The 20,666-nt window shown below is 59.6% G+C and carries 16 protein-coding genes; 11 read left to right on the top strand and 5 right to left on the bottom strand.

Going from position 1 to position 20,666, the window contains the following annotated elements; translation table 11 throughout:
* Positions 1–26 precede the first annotated feature (26 nt).
* From ESZ53_RS01415 to ESZ53_RS01435, 5 genes are all read right to left on the bottom strand, one after another.
* Positions 27–1,043: a ParB N-terminal domain-containing protein gene (locus ESZ53_RS01415; RefSeq protein WP_129071203.1), complete on the bottom strand. Its 1,017-nt coding sequence runs from the start codon at positions 1,041–1,043 to the stop codon at positions 27–29.
* Positions 1,040–1,897: a hypothetical protein gene (locus ESZ53_RS01420; protein WP_129071204.1), complete on the bottom strand. Its 858-nt coding sequence runs from the start codon at positions 1,895–1,897 to the stop codon at positions 1,040–1,042. Before ESZ53_RS01420 ends, ESZ53_RS01415 begins: the two co-directional genes overlap by 4 nt.
* A 462-nt stretch (positions 1,898–2,359) precedes the next feature.
* Positions 2,360–2,977: a DUF2637 domain-containing protein gene (locus ESZ53_RS01425; RefSeq protein WP_168187167.1), complete on the bottom strand. Its 618-nt coding sequence runs from the start codon at positions 2,975–2,977 to the stop codon at positions 2,360–2,362.
* On the bottom strand, positions 2,974–3,897 hold the full coding sequence (locus ESZ53_RS01430) for a bifunctional DNA primase/polymerase (protein WP_129071205.1): 924 nt from the start codon (positions 3,895–3,897) through the stop codon (positions 2,974–2,976). The genes ESZ53_RS01425 and ESZ53_RS01430 overlap by 4 nt, the downstream gene beginning before the upstream one ends.
* Positions 3,894–4,985 (bottom strand): ArdC-like ssDNA-binding domain-containing protein, encoded by a 1,092-nt coding sequence (locus tag ESZ53_RS01435; protein ID WP_129071206.1) that lies wholly within the window; start codon positions 4,983–4,985, stop codon positions 3,894–3,896. The genes ESZ53_RS01430 and ESZ53_RS01435 overlap by 4 nt, the downstream gene beginning before the upstream one ends.
* 389 nt (positions 4,986–5,374) lie before the next feature.
* Here ESZ53_RS01435 and ESZ53_RS01440 point away from each other — a divergent pair, with 389 nt between their 5' ends.
* The 11 genes from ESZ53_RS01440 to ESZ53_RS01490 all read left to right on the top strand — a co-directional run bounded on the left by ESZ53_RS01440 (position 5,375) and on the right by ESZ53_RS01490 (position 20,506).
* Entirely contained in the window at positions 5,375–5,806 is a 432-nt protein-coding gene (locus tag ESZ53_RS01440) for a hypothetical protein (RefSeq protein ID WP_129071207.1), read from the top strand.
* 57 nt (positions 5,807–5,863) lie between these two features.
* A complete protein-coding gene (locus ESZ53_RS01445; protein WP_129071208.1) occupies positions 5,864–6,328 on the top strand; it encodes a hypothetical protein in 465 nt (154 codons plus the stop codon).
* Entirely contained in the window at positions 6,325–7,341 is a 1,017-nt protein-coding gene (locus tag ESZ53_RS01450) for a DUF6545 domain-containing protein (protein WP_129071209.1), read from the top strand. Before ESZ53_RS01445 ends, ESZ53_RS01450 begins: the two co-directional genes overlap by 4 nt.
* The gene (locus tag ESZ53_RS01455) at positions 7,338–8,480 is read left to right on the top strand and encodes a S9 family peptidase (protein ID WP_129071210.1); all 1,143 of its coding nucleotides are present in this window, start codon (positions 7,338–7,340) and stop codon (positions 8,478–8,480) included. Before ESZ53_RS01450 ends, ESZ53_RS01455 begins: the two co-directional genes overlap by 4 nt.
* A 126-nt stretch (positions 8,481–8,606) precedes the next feature.
* Positions 8,607–8,807, top strand: coding sequence for a helix-turn-helix domain-containing protein (locus ESZ53_RS01460; protein ID WP_129071211.1), 201 nt, complete (start codon positions 8,607–8,609; stop codon positions 8,805–8,807).
* A 4-nt stretch (positions 8,808–8,811) separates the two neighbouring features.
* Positions 8,812–12,123 carry a helicase-related protein gene (locus ESZ53_RS01465; RefSeq protein WP_129071212.1) on the top strand — a complete coding sequence of 1,104 codons (3,312 nt, stop codon included), beginning with the start codon at positions 8,812–8,814 and terminating at the stop codon, positions 12,121–12,123.
* Positions 12,116–12,781 (top strand): DUF4391 domain-containing protein, encoded by a 666-nt coding sequence (locus ESZ53_RS01470; RefSeq protein WP_129071213.1) that lies wholly within the window; start codon positions 12,116–12,118, stop codon positions 12,779–12,781. The genes ESZ53_RS01465 and ESZ53_RS01470 overlap by 8 nt, the downstream gene beginning before the upstream one ends.
* Before the next feature lie 18 nt (positions 12,782–12,799).
* Positions 12,800–14,785 (top strand): site-specific DNA-methyltransferase, encoded by a 1,986-nt coding sequence (locus ESZ53_RS01475; RefSeq protein WP_246837345.1) that lies wholly within the window; start codon positions 12,800–12,802, stop codon positions 14,783–14,785.
* 5 nt (positions 14,786–14,790) lie between these two features.
* On the top strand, positions 14,791–17,928 hold the full coding sequence (locus tag ESZ53_RS01480) for a type III restriction-modification system endonuclease (RefSeq protein WP_129071215.1): 3,138 nt from the start codon (positions 14,791–14,793) through the stop codon (positions 17,926–17,928).
* Positions 17,929–17,939: 11 nt separating this feature from the next.
* On the top strand, positions 17,940–19,694 hold the full coding sequence (locus tag ESZ53_RS01485) for a DUF262 domain-containing protein (protein WP_129071216.1): 1,755 nt from the start codon (positions 17,940–17,942) through the stop codon (positions 19,692–19,694).
* 68 nt (positions 19,695–19,762) lie between these two features.
* Positions 19,763–20,506 (top strand): hypothetical protein, encoded by a 744-nt coding sequence (locus ESZ53_RS01490; RefSeq protein ID WP_129071217.1) that lies wholly within the window; start codon positions 19,763–19,765, stop codon positions 20,504–20,506.
* Positions 20,507–20,666: the final 160 nt, after the last annotated feature.

Here is a 20,666-nt window from a genome sequence, read left to right on the forward strand (position 1 = left end):
GGTAGGTGCGCAGCACTTTCTCGGCATTAGATCGCCCGGAGATTCCTCGTCTGCGTTGAAGGCTCAGCGCCAGTGATTTCGATGTCGCGCGCTGTCCGGAGTTGTTCGGCAAAGTGTGAGGTCGCGTCAACGACGCGGAGGAACATCTCGATCTCTATATCGCTGAGCTGGCGAGCGAGGGTGCCAGAGTCGAAGTGCCGCCACCATCCATCGAGTTCGTTCCACGTCACCACGAACGCCCGAACTGGCCAGGGCTCGTCGCTGTCAATGGGCGCCGTTCTGGGGCTCGGCGAGGGACGACGCTTCTGACGCGGCATGCTCTTGATGCGTGCCAGCGCGGCCTCCGCCAGCTGCGCTACGTCCTCGGCCGGTGCGTCTGACTGAGCCCCTAACACGAGCTGCCGTGCGCGTTCATAACTGGGATGCACGGGTGCGCCGGACCCGATGAGTTCAAGCTCAGCTGCGACACCCTCTCGCACCGACTCTGTCTGATTCTCATCGTCAGCGAGCTGTTGCAGGTAGTTGATCTTCTCCAGCGTGGTGTGTGACGCGCCATCCGGGATCATCGAGGCGGCCTGCGCACGGGAATCTCCGAGCGACTCCGACGGTGCCGCAAAATTTGCGTCACCGTCAGTTCCCGGCTGGTTTTCGTGGCTGAACCGTGAAGCTTCCTGACGGCGAGCGGCATCCTCAGCCATCAGTGTCTTGATCTCCCGATAGAGCGCGGCACTCTCCAGCTGGGTGAGCGGCTTGTGCAGCACGTTGTCGTCCTGCTCGGCAAGGAGGTGCGCGAGATCGCCCGAGATGCCGGACCGCACCCAGACCTTGACGTGCTGCCATCCGAGCTGCTTTATCGCAGCCAATCGTCGCGCACCGCAGACCAGAATCCCGTCAGGGGTGACCGTGATCGGTTGCAGCAGGCCATCGCGCTCGATTGACGCGGAGAGCGATCCGAGGTCGCCGAGCCCAATGCGGTGACGGCGTCCGACCTGGATCGAGCCGACTGCCCGGTCCAGCTCGATATGGCCGTCGCGTGTACTCATCGTGTGTTCCCATGAGTGGGCGCCGACATCGCAACAATCATTACAAGGTCGTCGTCACCGAGGAGCGTCGGGAGTGTTTCGCCGACGAGGAGGCGGAGCAGGATGCCGCGGCCGGTGCTTGTCGCCCGGTATGCAGGGTGCGGATGCCCAAGCAGCATGTGCAGAAGCGACGACCATGAGTCGGCGGGTAAGTCGAGAAGCGCGCGTGCGTGCTTGTCCCGGCGCAGCAGCTCGTAAGCGCTTTGTCGAGACCCGATTCGTGCCACCGCGCTGCACACATGTTCGATCGCTTCGCGGGCGGTGCTTTCGGGCCACCCCAAGATCGTGAACAGGGTGATCGCGCGGTCGATCGCGCGCCGGGCTGTATCGGTGTCGCGCGCAGTGTTGGGGTCGTCGTCTTCAATGATTGGATACCGATCGACGACGTGGAATGCCGGGTGATAGTCGGCGAGTGGATTCTCCCGGTCGGCAAAACGCTCAGGGTCGTGGAACGCAGATATGTGCGGGCGACGTGCTTGATGCGTCGCGCAGAGCAACCCCTGCCCGCGTTCCTCGGCGATGCAGGTCACCTGAACGCCACGCGTGACAACAGCCCAAGGATCGATGGCCTCGCGAGCGGATCGAGTCCGCATGACGTCGAATGCTGCCGATGCTGCCTCCCATGGATCGAGGCCATGCTTTCGAGCCAACGCCGCATATTTGTCCGCGGCGAAAGCTGCGAGTTCGGCAGCGACGCGGTCGTGCTCCCACGCGCGAGCACCTGCGTGGTGCAATCGATGCAGCAAGGCACGAAGCCCCTCGCTCGTCGTATAGTCCTCACGTGGTTGCCGGGTCGAGCTGTTGGTATCGATCATGGTGTGGGCACCTCCTGACAAGCAGGTACGCGCCCGCTCCCTAGCGGGGTCCTGGATGTCAACGAAGTGCCCATGAGATGCCGTGCCCGACGATCAGGGTGTCCCGATCGCGCCTCGCTCGGCCCCTCGTCTGGAGCTGCCATGTCCGAACGCGGACAACGGGGGGGAGGCGCCGGACTCTCTCTGCAACACCTCGGGCGCTGGTCGCGGTCGCCTGGTACGTGCGACGTCGAAGCTCGGCCTGGAAGTTGATCCCTGCCCCGGCAACGCGCGACCCTCCGCGCACCATCAGATCAGTCGGCCGCACCCACTCGACTCCGCGGCCGCGGTAGAACGCGGGGTCGATTCCAGCGCCATTGCGATGACCTTGAACGCTCGCTGCCTCAACTGCTTCCGGCGCGCTCGCAATCGTCACGGAATGTTCATCGGCGACGACAGCCCTGCCATCCTTTTCTACATCGTTCATTTCAATTCCTCCTCGTGCGGCGTTGTGGATGCGGGCGCCATGGTGCGCTCCTGATCGAGCGGGTTGTTGGCGAACCAGCGACCCACAGTCGAAGGGTGCACACTCAGCTCACGCGCGATCCTCTTGTTCGACCACCCCTCCGTGCGTAAAGCCACCGCAGACTCCTGGGGCGAGGTCTGCGTCGTGGTCTTGCGAGCGGCTTCGGGACGCTCGGGAATGCGGATGAGGAGCGCGGTGAGGTGAGTGATCGCCAGCAAGACCAGCGGTGGAACGGCCGCCACCGCCGCGGCGAGAAGGCTCGGAACATCGGCATCCGCCGCGACGACCGCGTGAATCGAATTGGCTGTCACCGACACGGCCGCGGCTCCAGCCAGCAGAGTCCACGGGTACCAGGCGGCGCGTGCTCCGGCCAGAGCGACGACGGCGACGGTCGATACGACGATGACGCCGTCGACAATGAGCGGCCACGCCCAGGCTTGCCCAGCACCAATCCCTGAACGGGCGGCAAGGTCAGCAAGCGAGGTGAATGACAGCCAGAAAGCTCCCGCGGCAATGAAGACGGTGCCTGCGACGGCCGTCATGACGGCCCATCGTCGCGCGTTGAAATCACTCATGCCAGTGCCCGTGGGTTTGATGCGGGCGGTGGCCGATCGCGTGACGTTGTCGCGCTGGCCGGTATCGATCGCTGCGGAGGTGCACCCTGCACCGCCCGGTATGCAGACCGGACGGTTGTCGCAGTTTCGCGCTGGCTGAGACCGGCCTGTTCGGCGGCGGCGCTGAGCGCGTCGAGCGCCTCGCTGGTCGGCACCATGTGCTCGGCCATCTTGCAAGCGGCCCAGAAGAGCCCATGGTTGCGTTCGCCTTCCTGGCGTCGCGCAACCCATTCGGCCAGCCGTTGCACGTCAACGGACTGTTGCGTCGACTGCCCACTTCGACGTGACTTATCACGTGGCGGTGGATCGAGATGGTCGCGGAGACGCTGCGAATCGAGTGCACGACCTGGTGCACTAGCCAACTGGAGGACCTCATATCGTTGCGTCGACCCGGCGAGGGTGCGCAGCGACGGCGGGATGATGACATAGCCCCCGTCACCGCGGAAGTCGATTCCAGTCCGTGCGGATTGCCAGGAGCGCTGCTCGCTGTTTCCGTCCGACGGGAAGAAGAGGTGCAGCCCGCCGGATGGAGTCCTGACTGTGGCTTCCCAACCTTCAATCAGTCCGTCGCGCTTGGCGCCATCGAGTGCGTTGTAACCGTTGACGGAGCCGTGCACGTCTACGTCGATCACAACAAGGCCTGTGGCGGCGCCGGTTGGCATCCCGATATTTGCTGAGGGCATTGCTGCCCACCAGCGATTAACCAACTCGGGATCGTTGCTGGCCGAATGAAACCCTCCCGCAACGGCGGGGCGCTTCCCGCCCGCGACGCAGGGAAACACGGGGACGCCGGAAGCTGCGAACGCGAGCGCGCTCTGACGGAGGGAGACCCAGCGACCAATGTGATCGAGCGTCGTCACGAATGCTTCCGGCGTATTCATCGCAGCTCTCGCATGTCGGCCAACGCCACCTGGTGTGACGCCGCGGCGGCCATGGTTGAGAGTGAAGCGCCTGTGCGTTCTACTGCCTTGGAGCTGTGACGAGTCGATTCCCGATCAAGCCCCGGAGGTGTGCCGTCACCGGTCAACTGCGTGTCGAGTGGATCGAGAATTTTCATCGCTGTCGCACGGACTCGCTCACCGGTCGCCCGAACAATCTTCGACGGTTCCTCGCCATCGACTTGAGCCGCCCACGTCGAGACATAGGGGATCGTGTAGACGGTGGTATCCATGCCGTGCGCCGCGCCCACCATGAGCGCTACTGACTCGGCCTCGACTTCACCAATGCCTCGGTGCTGACGTGCATCTCCCTGATCAGGCCCGTGCATGAGGACATGTGCGAGTTCGTGAGCTAGCGTCTTCACTTGAGCTGCCGGATCCATGTTCTCGCGGACGCTGACTGTTTTCTCCGCATAGTCGGTCACGCCGTTCGCGCCATAGATCAAGCCCGCGTGCGCCACGCCATGCACCTGGAATCCGGCTGCTTCGATCTGCTGCACGATTCCCTCCCGGAGCCCCGAAGGAGCCTCGCCCTGCAGCAGTTTCGCCGTCGGCGGTGCCGGGACCGGATCGCCCGAGGTCTGTGCGGCATCCCAGACGTAGGCGGGGCGGACGCCGACCATCTTCGACCGAACTTGCTCACCAGGGCGAGGCTTCTCGTACCGGTTGAGTCGTCGCCACGATGTCGGGTCAGATGGCGATGACGAGGCGAAGCGGCCGGTGACTGGAGCGAGAATCTGATAGCCCGGCTGACCCTTCTCGACCTGGTGTCCGAGCTGCTGCCACTGTTTGTATCCGGCCACGTACGAAGGCATCGGATCCGGCACCAGACCTGCCTCATGCGCCGCGGTGTGCTGCATCCAGATCAGCAGTGTGTTGTTGAACGAGCGACTGCGGAACCGAGCCGCGAAGGCGATCGCCTTGGCCCAGTCTTCGCCAGATACCAGCTGATCGACAGCCTCAGTCAGCTTCTCGTGCAACTCATCGAGCTTTGCCTCCCGCGCTTCGCGGCGATCGTCTGTCGATGCCATTGACCCGCCTCCTCTTCGATGCGCCATGACGCACAAGCGTGTGGCGATACACCTGTGAGGTGAGCGAGGATCCCCAAGTCGCGGTGACGCGGAGCGGCATACTCGCCGGGATGTCATGAGCGTGCTGTGACTACGCGCGACTGAGTGAACGAGCATCATCGCCTCGAATCTGGGCATGGTCCGCCTCCCTTTGAGCAGCGGTACCATCACGCCGAATCATTAAGGTTGAGCATGCTCAAATGGCTTAGGTCTTCCGTTCTAACATGACAATTGAGCATGCGCAACCCTTGATTTGTGCATGCTCAACGGCTATGTTGAGCATGCGCAACACCCCGCCGGGGTGGCCGTCGCCGATACCTACCCGTCCCGACGGAAGGGGGTCAGCACAAATGACCGAAAACGAGAGCAAAGCCGCCGCCGCGGATCTCGCGAAACGCCTGCGGCTGCTGCTTGACGTTGCGATCACCGAGTCCGGTGTTGAACCCACGTATTCGCAGATCGCCGCCTACCTAGGCGAACGCGGCACCAACCTGTCGAGATCGCGGTGGACCTACATGGTGAATGGCCATCGGTATGTGCAAGACCCCGAGATATTCGAAGGGCTCGCAGCGTTCTTCGATGTCGACGCTGACTTCCTTGTCGGTTCTGATGGGGCCGAGGTTCCGCCGCGAGTGAGCGCACAGCTCGATCTTGTGCGCTCAATGAGGGCGGCGAAGGTTAAGTCGTACGCGGCCCGCACCCTAGGAGATATTTCGCCGAAAGCTCTCCAAGCCATCAGCCGGTTCCTAGATGAAGAAATGGCACACACAATCGAGCAGTGACGGTGCCCCGGTGCGGAACAACGCCGGTAGATGCTCTCGAAGGAGGGTGAGCAGAGCATGAATATCGAACTGACCGTGTCTACGGCTGTCGCTGATCTTGCTCTGGGCGGAGTCTTCACTTTCGACGCCTTGTTCGACGCTGTGCGGCAGCGCAGACAACGGAAGCTGCGGGTCGTTGAGCTTGCTGAACTTGGCGACCATGATGGCATTTGCGCCGTCTGGCTGACTACCGATACTGAGGATCTGATCCTCCACGCCCACAGTGACTCGGTTCTGCACCGACAGCAGTTCGTTCTGCATGAGTTCGCTCACATGATTCTTGGGCACTGCGACGGTGACGAGTGCTCCGAGGTGGATGCCCTGCTTCCCGATATCCCACCGCACACGCGTGGTCGCTTGCTCAGGCGCCAGGACCTCGACACAGGCGCTGAGATCGCTGCAGAGTCGTTGGCTGACCGGCTCGCGGCAGGGATCCGCGGTTCGGCCTTCGCGGAGTCTCGCTACTCGGAGATATTCGCATGATTCAGACGCTCGTCGCTGCGCTCATGTGGGTGCTTGTGGCGAGCCTGCTCATCCTGCGGCGCGGGCGCACAGACCGCAGCATCACGTATTCTGCGCTCACCATAGCTATCGCGATGACACTCAACGTCGATGCGATCTACGTCGTCGTCGATCGAGTTCTTGGCGCAACCAACCTGGCCACGCTGCTCTCAGATGTTCTCCTGATGATCGGCCTCTTTTTCCTTGGCCGGGCAGCTATGAAAGCGGGGGAGTATCGCCCTCGTTTGGTGCGCGCGGCCGTTGGTCGCTCCGCACTGTTCATCGCACTCCTTGGCGCCTCAGTGGCCTTCACTCTCATCGATCGAGGGCCAACGACGGTCAATTTTATGATTGCTCTCGGCGCCCAACCGTGGGCCGCGACGTATTCGATCGTCGCTTTCACGTACTGCGGGATCGTCGTTGCCGCGATGCTCGCGTTGGCGACACGTCAGTTCCGGCTTGGCGATGGCATCCAGCGCATTCCGCCGGCGCTGCTGTTCATTGGCTCCGCTTCGGGCGTCGCACTCTGCGTGGTGGTGATCGTTATGGATGTTGCTCACATCTCAGGCAACCTCGAACTCATGAACGCGGTCGGCGCAACGTATGGGCCGCTATCTCTACTTGCGTTTGTTTTTCTGTGCGCCGGATTCGTAGGACAACCACTGGTCCGATACGTGCGAGATCGCGCCAGACATGCGCAGACATCTGAGATGGTGAGAGAGCTGGATCCGCTCTGGCGTCGAGCAACACTCGTGCGGCCGGGACTCAGCGGCACGAACTCGCTCGGGTCGAGCCTGGATGACCCAGAGGTTCGCCTCCATCGCGAGATCGTCGAGATCCGTGACGCAATGATCGATCCACGCGTCTCTTTTGAAGTCACTGGACCCGATCGTGCATTGCTGGAGCGAGCCGAGGCTCACCTCTTGGGGGCTGATGCGCGCGGCGCACTTGAATCTGTGCCTGGTCGCCCTGCACGCGAACGAGGACAGGTATGAGACGGATCATCGCTGCGGGCGCGGCGCTGCTTACCGCGGGGGGTCTGAGTCTCGGATGGACTATCGCCCGGAGGCTGACCGCACGGGTAGGCCCAAGGAACTTCGACCTGACCATCCGCGATGTGGAGGTTGATGGAGATCGGCGACTACTGGTCCTCGACCGCACACGCGAGACTGCCGCGCGCGGTGTCTACAACCTGTGGTTCGAGACGGGCGATTGGGTGCGAATATCCGACGAAGTGCTCGATCGAGGCTCTGGCCAGATCGCTCGAGTTGTGACGGATGCGATGCACGACTTCCTACCTTCCGCTGGAGACCGCTTTTCGTGGAGCGGGATCTACTTCGCAAACCCAGCCGATGCAGGCCTCAGCGCCAGGGAGATCTCGATCAACACACCTGCTGGCGCAGCTTCGGCATGGCTCATTGAGGGCAAAGAGGACTGCTCGACCTGGGCGATCCACATCCACGGTCTGGGGAGCAGCCGGACCGGAACGTTGCGCGGTGTTCAAGTTGCCACGGAGCAGGGTTACACCTCGCTCATCATCAGCTACCGCAACGACGGCGAAGGACCCCGACTTGGCGCTGGGTGCTCAACGCTTGGCTTCACGGAGCGCGAGGATGCCGAAGCCGCAGTCGATTTCGCGGTCCAGAACGGCGCGCAACGGATCGTGCTGTTCGGATGGTCGGTGGGTGCCGCGATCGCACTACAAGTTGCCAACCGCACGCAAGAGCGCGGTGTGATCGCGGGACTCGTTTTGGACTCTCCAGTTCTCAACTGGATCGACGTGATCAAAGCGAACTGTGCACGAAGTGGATTGCCCGCAGTGGCAGGTCATCTCGCGACCCCGTGGTTGACGCTGGACCCGCTCGCCCGCATGGTCGGGCTGCCGGGTGCCATCCCCCTTCGGGAGCTTGATTGGGTGCAGCGCGCCGAAGAGCTCACCGTTCCCATGCTGATCCTGCACGGCACCAGAGACGACTCAGCCCTCATCAGTGTCTCGGTGACACTCCGCGATCGACGTCCTGACCTTGTCCAACTGGAGTCTTTTGACGCAGGGCACACGCTTGCATGGAACTCCGCCCCGGAACGGTGGCGCTCTGCCGTCGGCTCTTGGCTCGCGAACCGCATCACCGACTGATGGGTGCCGCGCCCGGCTCCATCGTGATGGTTGGCCCGATTACACCGGTAAAAACCCTACTCAACCCGCTGTCACTCCGATATCATCGGGAATGTCGGCCTGCGCGGGTCGAGACGGAGGAGAGACGTGACTGAGCCATGGATGTCTGCCGACGACATTGCGACGTATCTTGGCGTCACCAAGGACACCGTCTACACCTGGATCGCCGAGAAGGGGATGCCCGCCCACAAGATCGGCCGTCTGTGGAAGTTCCAGGCGAGCGAGGTCGACGATTGGGTTAGGGGCGGCAGCGCGGTCGGAAACGTGCGTGACGGGGCGGAGGGCTAACAGCTTGCGCATCATCAATAACGTCACCGACCTCCTTGGAGATGATCTCAAGGCCGAGATCACCCCGGGTTCCAAAGTTCGTATCGCCGCATCGACGTTCTCGATCTTCGCATTCGAGGCCCTCCGTAAGGAGCTGGAGCAGGTTTCAGAGCTGGAGTTTATTTTCACGACGCCAGCGTTCGTTACGGAGAAGATGACGGACAAGCTCCGCAAGGAGCGCCGCGAATTCTTCATCCCAGCTGGTCATGCTGAGTCGAGCCTGTCTGGCTCGGAGTTTGAGATTAGGCTGCGTAACCAGCTCACCCAACGCGCGGTCGCGAAGGAATGTGCGGACTGGGTGCGCCGCAAGGTCACGTTCCGATCGAACGCAACCAGCAATCCAATGCAGCAGTTCGCGGTCGTTGGTGACAGCGCTGCTTACACATCCCTGCAGGGCTTCACCACGGCGGACCTTGGTTACGAGCGGGGCAACGCTGTGTCAAACATGGTGCAACGCGTTGACGAAGCTCCGATGACCTCCCAATACCTCCAGCTTTTTGACCAAATTTGGCACAATCCCGACCAGCTCGACGATGTTACCCAGACGGTCCATGACCACATCGCCAGCGTGTATGCGGAGAACGCTCCAGCGCGCATCTACTTCCTCGTGCTGTACAACCTATTTGCCGAATTCCTCGACGACATCAACGAAGATGTCCTGCCGAATGACCGCACCGGATACCAAGACACGAAGGTCTGGCAGAGTCTCTACAATTTCCAGCGCGATGCAGCGACAGGGATCATCAACAAGCTGGAGACCTACAACGGCTGCATCCTCGCTGACAGTGTCGGTCTGGGTAAGACCTTCACTGCATTGGCAGTAATCAAGTACTACGAGCTGCGCAACAAATCGGTGCTCGTGCTTGCGCCGAAGAAACTCTCCGAGAACTGGACAAACTACAACGCGAATCTCACGACGAATATTTTTGCCGCGGATCGGTTCAACTACGACGTCCTCGCGCATACCGACCTGTCACGGACCCGCGGTGAGTCGCTCGGCCTGAGGCTGGATCGGATCAACTGGGGCAACTACGACTTGGTCGTCATCGATGAGTCGCACAACTTCCGTAACGCCGACTATGCCGAGGAGAAGGAGTCGCGCTATCAGCGGCTCATGCGGCAGGTCATTCGAGAAGGAGTCAAGACCAAGGTGCTGATGCTCTCGGCAACCCCGGTAAATAATCGCTTCAACGACCTGAAGAATCAGCTCCAACTCGCCTACGAGGGAGAATCCGAAAATCTCGCTCAGCATCTGAACCTCTCCACTACCGTCGAGAAAGTCTTCAGCGACGCGCAGCGGGTCTTTAACGAGTGGTCCAAACTCGACACTCAAGATCGCACCACGGATCGTATCCTCAAGATGCTCGATTTCGACTTCTTCGAACTGCTTGACGCGGTGACGATCGCTCGCTCACGCAAGCACATCCAGGCGTTCTACGACACCACCGAGATCGGCGCCTTCCCTGAACGCCGCACACCACTTTCTATCCGCGAACCACTCACCGACCTCGCGGACGTTCCGGGTTTCAACGAAATCTTCGAGCAGCTCCAAGCGCTCACCCTTGCCGTATATACACCGCTCGCATATGTGTTTCCGAGCCGACGCGCCAAATATGAAGACTTGTACAACGTCACAGCTGGTAGCGCCCGCTCCAACCTTGGCCAAGCTGGGCGCGAGCAAGGTCTCAAGAAGCTCATGACTGTGAACCTTCTCAAGCGACTGGAGAGTTCGGTCGAAGCCTTCCGCCTGACCGTAAGCAAGATCGAGGAGTCAGTGGACCGCACCCTGCGGCGCCTCGATTCTCACGCAGGAGCGCTCGCTGATCTGAGCGCTGATCTCACCGGGCTTGACTTCGACCTCGATGATGAAGACGACGCAAACGTCGAAGCCATCTCGTTCGGGGAGAAGATCAAGATCGACCTCGATGACCTAGACATCGAGTCCTGGCAGCGGGATCTATGGAACGACCGCGAAACCCTGCGAGAGTTGCTTGACGAGATGCGCAAGGTTACTCCGACCCACGACTTGAAACTCGAGAGAATCAAGCAACTCATCGCCAACAAGGTGGCCGATCCGATAAACCCCGGCAACCGTAAGGTGCTGGTCTTCTCTGCCTTCGCCGACACCGCGAACTACCTCTACCGTGAACTCGCTCCTGTGCTCGCCAATGCGGGGCTGGAGACGGCGGTCATTACCGGCGGCAGCCACGGCGCCAAAGCCACTCTCGGCACCGGGTTCGACTTCCAGCAGGTCATGGCCATGTTCTCGCCCAAGTCGAAGCAACGCCACCTCACCATGCCTAATGAGACTCGGGAGTTGGACGTCCTTATCGGCACCGATGTCATCAGTGAGGGGCAAAACCTCCAGGACTGCGACTTTCTCATCAACTACGACATCCACTGGAACCCGGTTCGCATCATCCAGCGGTTTGGGCGTATCGACCGCATCGGCTCCACCAACGCTCAGATACAGCTGGTCAACTTCTGGCCCGATATTTCGCTCGACGAGTACATCAACCTCAAAGAGCGCGTCGAGAACCGCATGGTTATCGCTGACCTTGCAAGCACGGCCGACGATAACGTGCTCACCCTGGAAAACTCCGATGCAGCGTTCCGCAAAGAACAGCTCCGTAAGCTCCAGGACGAAGTCATCGAACTTGAGGACGTGCGCACCGGCGTCTCGATCACCGACCTCGGACTCAACGATTTTCGGATGGACCTGCTTGGTTACATCAAGGAAAACGGAGACCTCGCTGCCGTTCCCAAGGGCCTGCACGCCGTCGTTCCTGCCGACCCCGCGAAGGGCCTCAAGCCGGGCGTCATCTTTGCGCTGCGCAGCGTGAACGCCGACGATGCTCAGCTCACTGGAAAGAGCGGCAATCGTGGTAACCGGCTCCACCCGCACTATCTCGTCTACCTGGATGACCAAGGCAATGTCATCGCCGACCACACCGAGGCTAAACACCTACTCGACCTGCTCCGCGCCGGATGCCGACCCTACAGCGAGCCTGTCCCTGAGGTCGTACACGCGTTCAACGCTGCTACGGGTGAAGGTGCGCAGATGAGCAAGTACTCCGAGCTTTTGACCGACGCGATCCACTCGATGATCGACGTTACAGAGGAACGCGACATCGACAGCCTCTTCACTGGCGGCCAAACTACCGCGCTGACACAGTCCATTGCTGGCCTCGATGACTTCGAACTGACCGCATTCGTCGCCATCGTGGAGCCCGCCACTTCGCACTCTGAGCCAGCCGACGGGGGAACCGATGGTTGATTTGCTGTACAGCTGGCCTGCCGCTGCGAAGTTCGGCAGCCGTGTGCCTAAGGAGAAGTTCTACGCGCACGGCAGTGTGAGCACTGCGGTGCGCGAGAAGTTTGTGTCTGAGGTCCAGCGAATCACCTGGGCCTACAAGCTTGCTGAATCCACCATCAACCTCCCCGGTAGTGCGGCCGTGCCCGAGATTCAGATCTTTCATATCGACACCAAGACTGGCGACGTCGCCGACCAGGTGCTGTCTGCGATCGACAAGGCGATTCAATTCCCGATCATCTTCGAGGTCACAAGAACAACGGCAGGGGAACCACAAGTTCGGATGGCCGCGGCACATAAACTGCTTAGCCCAGGCGCTCCGAAACTCAGCACCTACTACTCGACTAGTTGGCTCTCTGCTGACGCAGAGCGACAGTCCCTCCCTACCGCAATCCGCCTGCCCACTCTCTACGCAGCGATCCTGGAACCTTTGATGCCAGTGACGGTGCGCCAGGGCGAGGAAATGTCAGAGGTTGCCGACAGGCTGGCAACAGTGCGGAAACTCGAACGCGAGATCACCGCCTTGGAGCGCAAACTCCATACTGAGCCGCAGCTCAACCGCAAGATCGAGCTACGCCGCACCCTCAAGACTAGACAACAAGAACTCGAACAGCAGAGGTAACCCGTGGAGAAACTACGAATGACGTCGCCAAACCTAACCGACACCAATATCGACAAGCTCGCCGAGCTGTTCCCGACCGTCATCACCGAGTCCGTCGACGTTGACGGCAACGTCAAGATGGCGGTCGACTTCGATCTGTTACGCCAAGAACTATCGGATAGCCTCGTGGAAGGGCCGCAGGAGCGCTACCGGCTCGACTGGCCGGGCAAGCGCGCGGCAGCAATGGCCGCTAATGCACCTATTGCCAAGACTCTCCGGCCTGTCCGTGACGAGTCTGTGGACTTCGATACCACCAAGAATGTCTTCATCGAAGGCGACAACCTCGATGCTCTCAAGCTGTTACAGGAGTCATACCTTGGCAAAGTCAAGCTGATTTATATCGACCCGCCCTACAACACGGGAAATGACTTTGTGTACAGCGATTCATTCGCCGCGACCAAGGCAGAAGAACTTCTGCGCTCAGGCCAGATTAGCGAAGACGGAGTTCCGCTTGTCTCGAACCCAAAAGCGAACGGTCGGTACCATTCCAGCTGGCTCACCATGTTGCTGCCGCGCCTGAAACTGGCCCGTAACCTGCTTTCCGACGACGGCGTGCTCGCTATCTCCATCGATGAAAATGAGCATGCCAACTTGGTGAATCTCGGTTCCGAGGTTTTTGGTACCGACGCGTATGTCGGCGAGATCGTACTAAAGAACAGCAGTAAAAACGACCAGAGCTACATCTCAATGCAGCACGAGTACATCGTCTTCTTCGTAAAGAACAAGACTGTGAACATTGGTGATTGGACTGAGCGCAAAGAGGGCTTGGAGAAGATCTACGCCGCATTTGAGGGCTTCCGGAAACAGTTCGGAGAAGACTGGGCAGCCATTAACTCGGCGGCGAAGGCTTGGTACAAGACGTTTCCGGCTTCCGATCCCGTGTATGGCAACAAGCATTACGACTCGATGGATGCAAAAGGCGTCTACTTCGGAAGTGATATCTCGGGCCCAAACGACGGGCAGTACGTCTATGACGTCATTCACCCCGTGACTGGCAAGCCATGCAAGCAGCCATCGCGCGGATGGGTCTTTCCTCCCGAGTCTATGAAGGAAAAGATTGCTGAGGGGCGCGTTCATTTTGGGCCAGACCACACCACGGTCCCGAAGCTGAAAACGTACCTGAAGCAAGCTGAGACTCAAAGCCTCACCAGCGTTAGATTCGTCGACGGTCGTGCCGCGTCAAAGCGGCTCGCGCTCCTTTTCGGGGAGAAGGTCTTCACCAATCCCAAGGACGAATTGCTCCTACGCGATATCTACCGGGCGGTCGGCGTTTCAGGAGAAGACATAGTTTTGGACATGTTCTCGGGGTCAGGTTCGGCCCTTCACGCCGTATGGGAGCTAAACCGCACGTCGGGCAGTGCCGTTTGCTTCATCGGTATCCAGCTAGCCGAAGACCTGAACGCATCGCTCAAGACGGCCAAGGGTGCCGCCAAGTTGATTACGGCCAACGCGATCAAATTGCTTGGCAAGCTCGATAAGCCGGCGACCGTCGCCGAGATCGGAAAGCAGCGCCTCCGCCTGGCCGGGGACACGCTCCGGGGCACGGCCAAGGGGTTGGACTTCGGCTTCAGAGTACTGAAACTAGACACCACCAACATGACGGACGTCCTTCGTTCCCCAGATGACACTGACCAGTTGGCGCTCAAGCAGCTTGAGGGGAGCGTGAAATCCGACCGTTCAGCTGAAGATTTACTCTTTCAGGTGCTCCTCGACTGGGGTCTCGACTTGACGATGCCCATCGTCGTCGAACAGATCCACGATCGTCAAGTGTTCACTGTTGAAGACGGTGCGCTGATCGCATGCTTCGACAGCGAGGTAACTCCGGAGATTGTCCACGCGATCTCGCGGCGGCAGCCGCTACGTGCGGTCTTCCGTGATTCGGGCTTCGCATCGGATGATGCTCGGATCAACGCAGAGCAGGTCTTTCGTGAGGTGTCCCCAGCGACCGACGTGAAGGCGATCTGATCGGGATGAAACTACAGTTCAAGGTCCAGCAGTATCAGACCGAAGCCGTCGACTCGATCGTGGATGTCTTTGAAGGTCAGCCCAAGCATGACGGCATCTCATATCGAATCGACCCCGGCATGGTGGCGCCTGCGTTAAACCCAACGTTGTTCGAGACAAATGAGACGCCTGACTCTGGTCTTCGGAACGCCGAGATCGCGCTCTCCTCAGCCCAATTGTTGGAGGGTATCCACAGAGTGCAGCGGTCTCGCAATCTGCCGGTGTCGTCGAAGGTCATGGAAAGTAGGGCCGCCCCCGGCGCGCCTAGCCTCACAGTGGAGATGGAGACAGGAACCGGCAAGACTTACGTCTACATAAAGACGATGATGGAACTGCACAAGCGGTATGGCTGGTCGAAGTATATTGTCGTGGTCCCCTCGGTTGCGATCCGCGAAGGGGTAAAGAAGTCCTTCGACGTGACGGCCGACCATTTCCAACAGTCTTACGGGACCAAACCTCGCTCATTCATCTATAACTCATCTCAGTTGCACGAGCTAGAGCGTTTCAGCTCCGACTCGGGGGTGCAGGTGATGATCATCAACATCCAGGCATTCAACACAACAGGAAAAGATCAGCGTCGTATCTACGACGTGCTCGATGATTTCCAGTCACGAAAGCCGATCGACGTGATCAAGGCGAATCGACCGATCGTGATTATCGACGAGCCTCAGCGATTTGGTGAAGAGTTTGACACCAAGTCAGGAAAACCAAAGAAGCCGTCGACCTCGATTCAATCTCTAGCTGAGTTCAACGCGCTCATGGTTCTGCGCTACTCGGCCACACACAAGCCCCATCACGACTACACCAAGGTCGTTCGACTAGACGCCCTAGACGCCTACAACCAAAAGTTAGTCAAGAAGATTTCAGTTCGGGGCATCACAGTCAAAGGTCTCGCTGGATCAAGCGCGTATCTCTATCTTGATGCGATCGAGATTGCTAAGGGAGCGAAGCCCCGTGCTCGGATTGAGATCGAAGTGCAGCCCAAGGGCGGACCGATCAAGCGCATGGTCAAACGAGTCGAGAAGGGCACGAATCTTCACGATCTCTCAGGCGGTCTCGAAGCGTACAAGCCTGACGGGAAGGCGCTCATCGTCAATGACATCGATGCGAACCGCGACGTTATCGAACTGAGTAACGGCGACGTCGTTATCGCGGGGCAACTCGCCGACCGCGACGTCACGGAGGAGACGAAGCGGCGCATCCAGATTCGTGAGGTCATTCGTGCTCATTTAGACAAGGAACGCGAACTGTTCAGCCAAGGCATCAAGGTACTCTCACTATTCTTCATCGATGAGGTCGCCAAGTACCGCAACTACGAACGGGAAGATACCCTCGGCGACTACGCCCGCGTGTTCGAGGAAGAGTTCACGGCGATTCGCGACGAGGTGCTCGGCGAGTTGGCAATCGACGACGCGACGGAGGAGTACCAAGAGTACTTGCGGCGCGACACGGTTGGCCGGGTGCACGAAGGCTACTTCTCGATCGACAAGTCGAGCAAGCGTCAGATCGACGGTAAGGTCTCCGGCCGCGGTGACGACAAGGGCCAGTCCACGGACACGGATGCGTACGATCTGATCCTCAAAGACAAGGAGCGTCTGCTCTCGTTCGAGGAACCGGTACGGTTCCTCTTTTCCCACTCGGCGCTTCGAGAGGGATGGGACAACCCCAATGTGTTCGTGATGGGCATGCTTAAGAAGAGCGACAACACCGTGTCCCGTCGTCAAGAGATCGGCCGTGGCCTGCGCCTCGCCGTCGACCAGCATGGCGAACGCATGGACAACCCCGCCACGGTGCACAACATCAACAAGCTGACGGTGGTCACCGACGAGTCGTATACCGATTTCGTTGCAGGGCTCCAGAAAGAGATAGCCGAATCGCTTGCGGCGCGGCCGCGCAAGGCCAGCGTCAAGTTCTTCATCGGCAAGACCATCACGACACTGTCCGGTGAATCTCCGGTTGAGGAGGCCGTGGCGCAAGCTCTCTACAAGTACCTGATCAAGAACGACTACCTCAACGACGATGACACTGTCTCTGACGCATATATGCAGGCAAAAGAGTCTGGGACGCTCGCAGAGCCTACCTCCGAGGTGCTGCGACCCGTCATTGATTTCTGCTGGCCGCTCGTGGACGCGCTCTATCTTGACGTGTCGATGATCGGCGAGGACGCACGCAAGCCGAAGAAGATCCCGCTCAACGACGCCAACTTCGCCAAGAAAGAGTTCCAGGAGCTCTGGGGCCGCATCAACCATAGGGCGGTCTATCAGGTCGAGTTCGACTCAGCGGAACTGATTCAGAAGGCCGTCGGCCACCTCGACAAACACCTGAACGTCGCCGCGATGCAGTACATCGTCCAGACGGGGCAGCAGCGCGATGAGCTTGAGGCAGCTGACCTGACGAGCGGTTCCGGATTCGCAGTGTCGACTACGCAGACTCACACCGAGACGGTGAGCGCGGGCTCACAGGTGAAGTACGACCTGTTGGGCGAGATTACGGAGAAGACCCAGCTCACCCGCCGCACAGTCGCCGCGATTCTGAGAGGCGTGGCACCGGGCACGTTCGGGAAGTTCCGATTAAATCCTGAGCAGTTCATCACGGAGGCTGCGCGGCTGATCAACGAGCAGAAAGCGACTGTCATCGTCGAACACCTGGCGTACGACACGCTAGAGGACCGGTTCGACTCGGCGATCTTCACCGAGAATCAAACCGCGCAGGACTTCCGCAAGGCGGGCGCCAAGCTCAAGAAACACGTCTACGACTTCGTGGTGACGGACTCGAAGATTGAGCGAGCGTTCGTCACGGAACTGGACACCAGTACGGAGGTCGCTGTTTACGCGAAGCTTCCACGCGGGTTCTTCATCCCGACCCCTGTCGGTGATTACAATCCGGACTGGGCGATCGCGTTCACAGAAGGCAGCGTCAAGCACGTCTACTTTGTGGCTGAAACCAAAGGCTCTCTTTCGACCCTTCAGCTCAAGGGCATGGAGGACGCCAAGATCGAGTGTGCTCGGAAGTTCTTCGCGTCTCTCAACGCCAAGAACGGTAAGGACGTCAAGTACGACGTCGTCACTGACTACACCGAGCTGATGCAGCTCGTCAGCGCCTAGGAGAAGACTCGATGTCGTTCCAGACCCCGCGCAGTATTGAAGAGATGCTCACCGCGATTCATAAGCGGGACTATCTGATGCCCGCGATCCAGCGCGAGTTCGTCTGGGGTACCGGCCAGATCGTGCAGCTCTTCGACAGCCTGATGCGGGGCTACCCGGTCGGCTCATTCCTGCTCTGGGACGTGCAACCTGAGACAGCACAGTCATACACCTTCTACGAGTTTCTGACGAACTTCCACGAGCGAGATAACCCCTACGCCGACAAAGCCACGGTCGTATCTGGTCGCGGGACGACCGCGGTACTCGACGGACAGCAGCGGCTCACCTCGCTGAACATTGCTCTTTACGGGAGCTACGCAGAGAAGAAGAAGTATGCGTGGTGGAACAGCACTGATGCGTTCCCTGTCAAGAGGCTGTACCTCAACCTCGCTGAGGATCCGGCCGATGAAGAGCTGGGTCTGAAGTACGACCTGCGGTTCCTCAGTGACAAAGAAGCCGTTGCTAAGAACGGCGAAGAAGGCATGTGGTTCCGCGTCGGAGCGGTGCTTGACCTCGCTAACTCCGGCCCGGCCATCATGAAGGAGCTTTCCGCGCGGCGCATCGTTGACCAGGCTTCGGCATTCCAACGACTGTACGATCTGTACGAGGCTGTCCGGGTACTGAAGCCGATGAATTACTTCCTCGTCACGGATCAGGACCCCGACAAGGTGCTGGAGATTTTCGTCCGTATCAACAGTGGTGGTACGACCCTGTCGTACTCCGACCTGCTGCTCTCGATGGCGACGAACCAGTGGAAGGAACTCGACGCTCGCGAAGAAGTCCGCTCGCTGGTCAGTGAGATGAACAGCAACGCCGGGCGCCAGTTCTCTTTTTCCAAGGACGTCGTCTTGAAAACGGCTCTGACCGTTGCAGGCGTCGACGTTCGATTCAAGGTCGCGAACTTCACCCAGGCAAACATGTCCAAGGTGGAAGCCGCATGGCCTGAGATTGAAGGAGCGCTGCTGCGCGCCGCGACCTTGCTTCAGCAATATGGGTTCAATGAACGCAATCTCACCGCGAACAGCGTCATCATCCCTATCGCTCACTATCTCCATTTGCGGGGCGCAGGAGACTCGTACCTTGATTCGACCGCCGACGCTGCCGATCGACTTGCGCTCCAGGGCTGGGTGACTCGCTCGCTGATCAAACGCGGAATCTGGGGATCCGGACTCGACTCCACCTTGATGCGTATCCGCGACGCCCTCATTGCGAATGCGTCAGGCTCCTTCCCCGTCGCCGAGATCGAAGCTGCTATGGCCTCGGTCGGCAAGGGGCTCGCATTCGATGCGTCTGAGATTGACGAGTTGCTCAACCTCAAGTACGCCGGACAGCGCACCTTCGCCGTTCTCTCCGTTTTGTATCCGGGACTCGATCTTGGCAAGAAGTTCCATGAGGACCACATTTTCCCGAAGTCGCGATTCACGAAAAAGAAACTTCGCGCGGCAGGTATCCCAGAGACGCAGATCGACGACTATATCGCGGCTTTCGACCTGCTGCCGAACCTTCAGCTACTTGCAGGAACAGCCAACATTGAGAAGCAAGACGCACTGCCGGAGGATTGGGTCGCTGCAGCCTTCCCGAATGAAGTGAGGCGCAAGACCTACCTTGACGAGAACGATCTCGACGGCCTTCCTCTTGACCTCTCGGACTTCTTGACGTTTTTTGAACAGCGGAAGTCGCGCGTGCGGGACCGGCTTTACAAGGCGCTTGGAGCCACAGCTCCGTGACTGAGAGTTACAGCCAACGCGACACTCGGGAGACGCCGGAACAGGCGAGGTATGGCGAACATCTCCTCTTGACCGAAGTCGCCACGCGGCTCGGCGGGGTGAAAAGGCGAGTCGAGTCATTGCCCACACCGCCCGGGAACTCAGTCCTTGGCCGGATTGACGCACTGACGACTCCGTTTAATACCTCTGAGATGGTCCAGATGTACTTGGCGGTCGCGATCGACAACCTGTGGACGCTTCATCGTTACGTCCGCAAGGTGAAAGAGATCCCGATGGTCGCGGCCTATTCTTTGATCCGGTCAGCAGTTGAGTCAACGTCTTACGGAATCTGGATTCTCAACGGATATGGCAATGATGTTCGGGCGCAGCGATCCCTCCGTGTCACTCTTAACGATTTTCAACAACACGCCGCGCTCCAGAACGCTTTTGGCTCATACGAATTTGACGTGCCCGATCTTGAGCAGATGATCCGCGACGCGAACACGAAGCTGCGAGGGCTTCAGACCGAAGCGATCGACGATCAGCTCCAATCGACGGGGATCATCAACGCTGTAGACGGATTCGTGGGGGAGCGGCGTTTCTTCAGTGGGATACAAGTCTGGAGGGCCACGAGTGGCTTGAGTCACGCGAGTCAACTGGCGCTTTCCGTGCTGCTCGAGCGGGCGCCGGATGGGACGCGAACGTCCCGCATGACGTTCGTAGCCGGATTCGCCCTGACCGCCATCGAGAATATCGAGCACCTGCTAGATCGCGTCGTCGAACTGTCACAGCCATTTCCAACAAAAAGGTCCGAATCGGTTCGCTCGGACTAGAGGCCTGCGCGAAGCAAGTCGAAGCTGTCGGTATTGCGCGTCTAACTCAGACTCGGGGTTCCAGACACGGCAAGCGGCTCCGAAATTGATCAATACGCGGTTGCGTGCCGCTACGAAGGATGACTGCTCTCCAGGCATCCTAGCTTGTTGGACCCGACCA

Source organism: Salinibacterium sp. UTAS2018 (assembly GCF_004118935.1).
Lineage (GTDB): Bacteria > Actinomycetota > Actinomycetes > Actinomycetales > Microbacteriaceae > Rhodoglobus.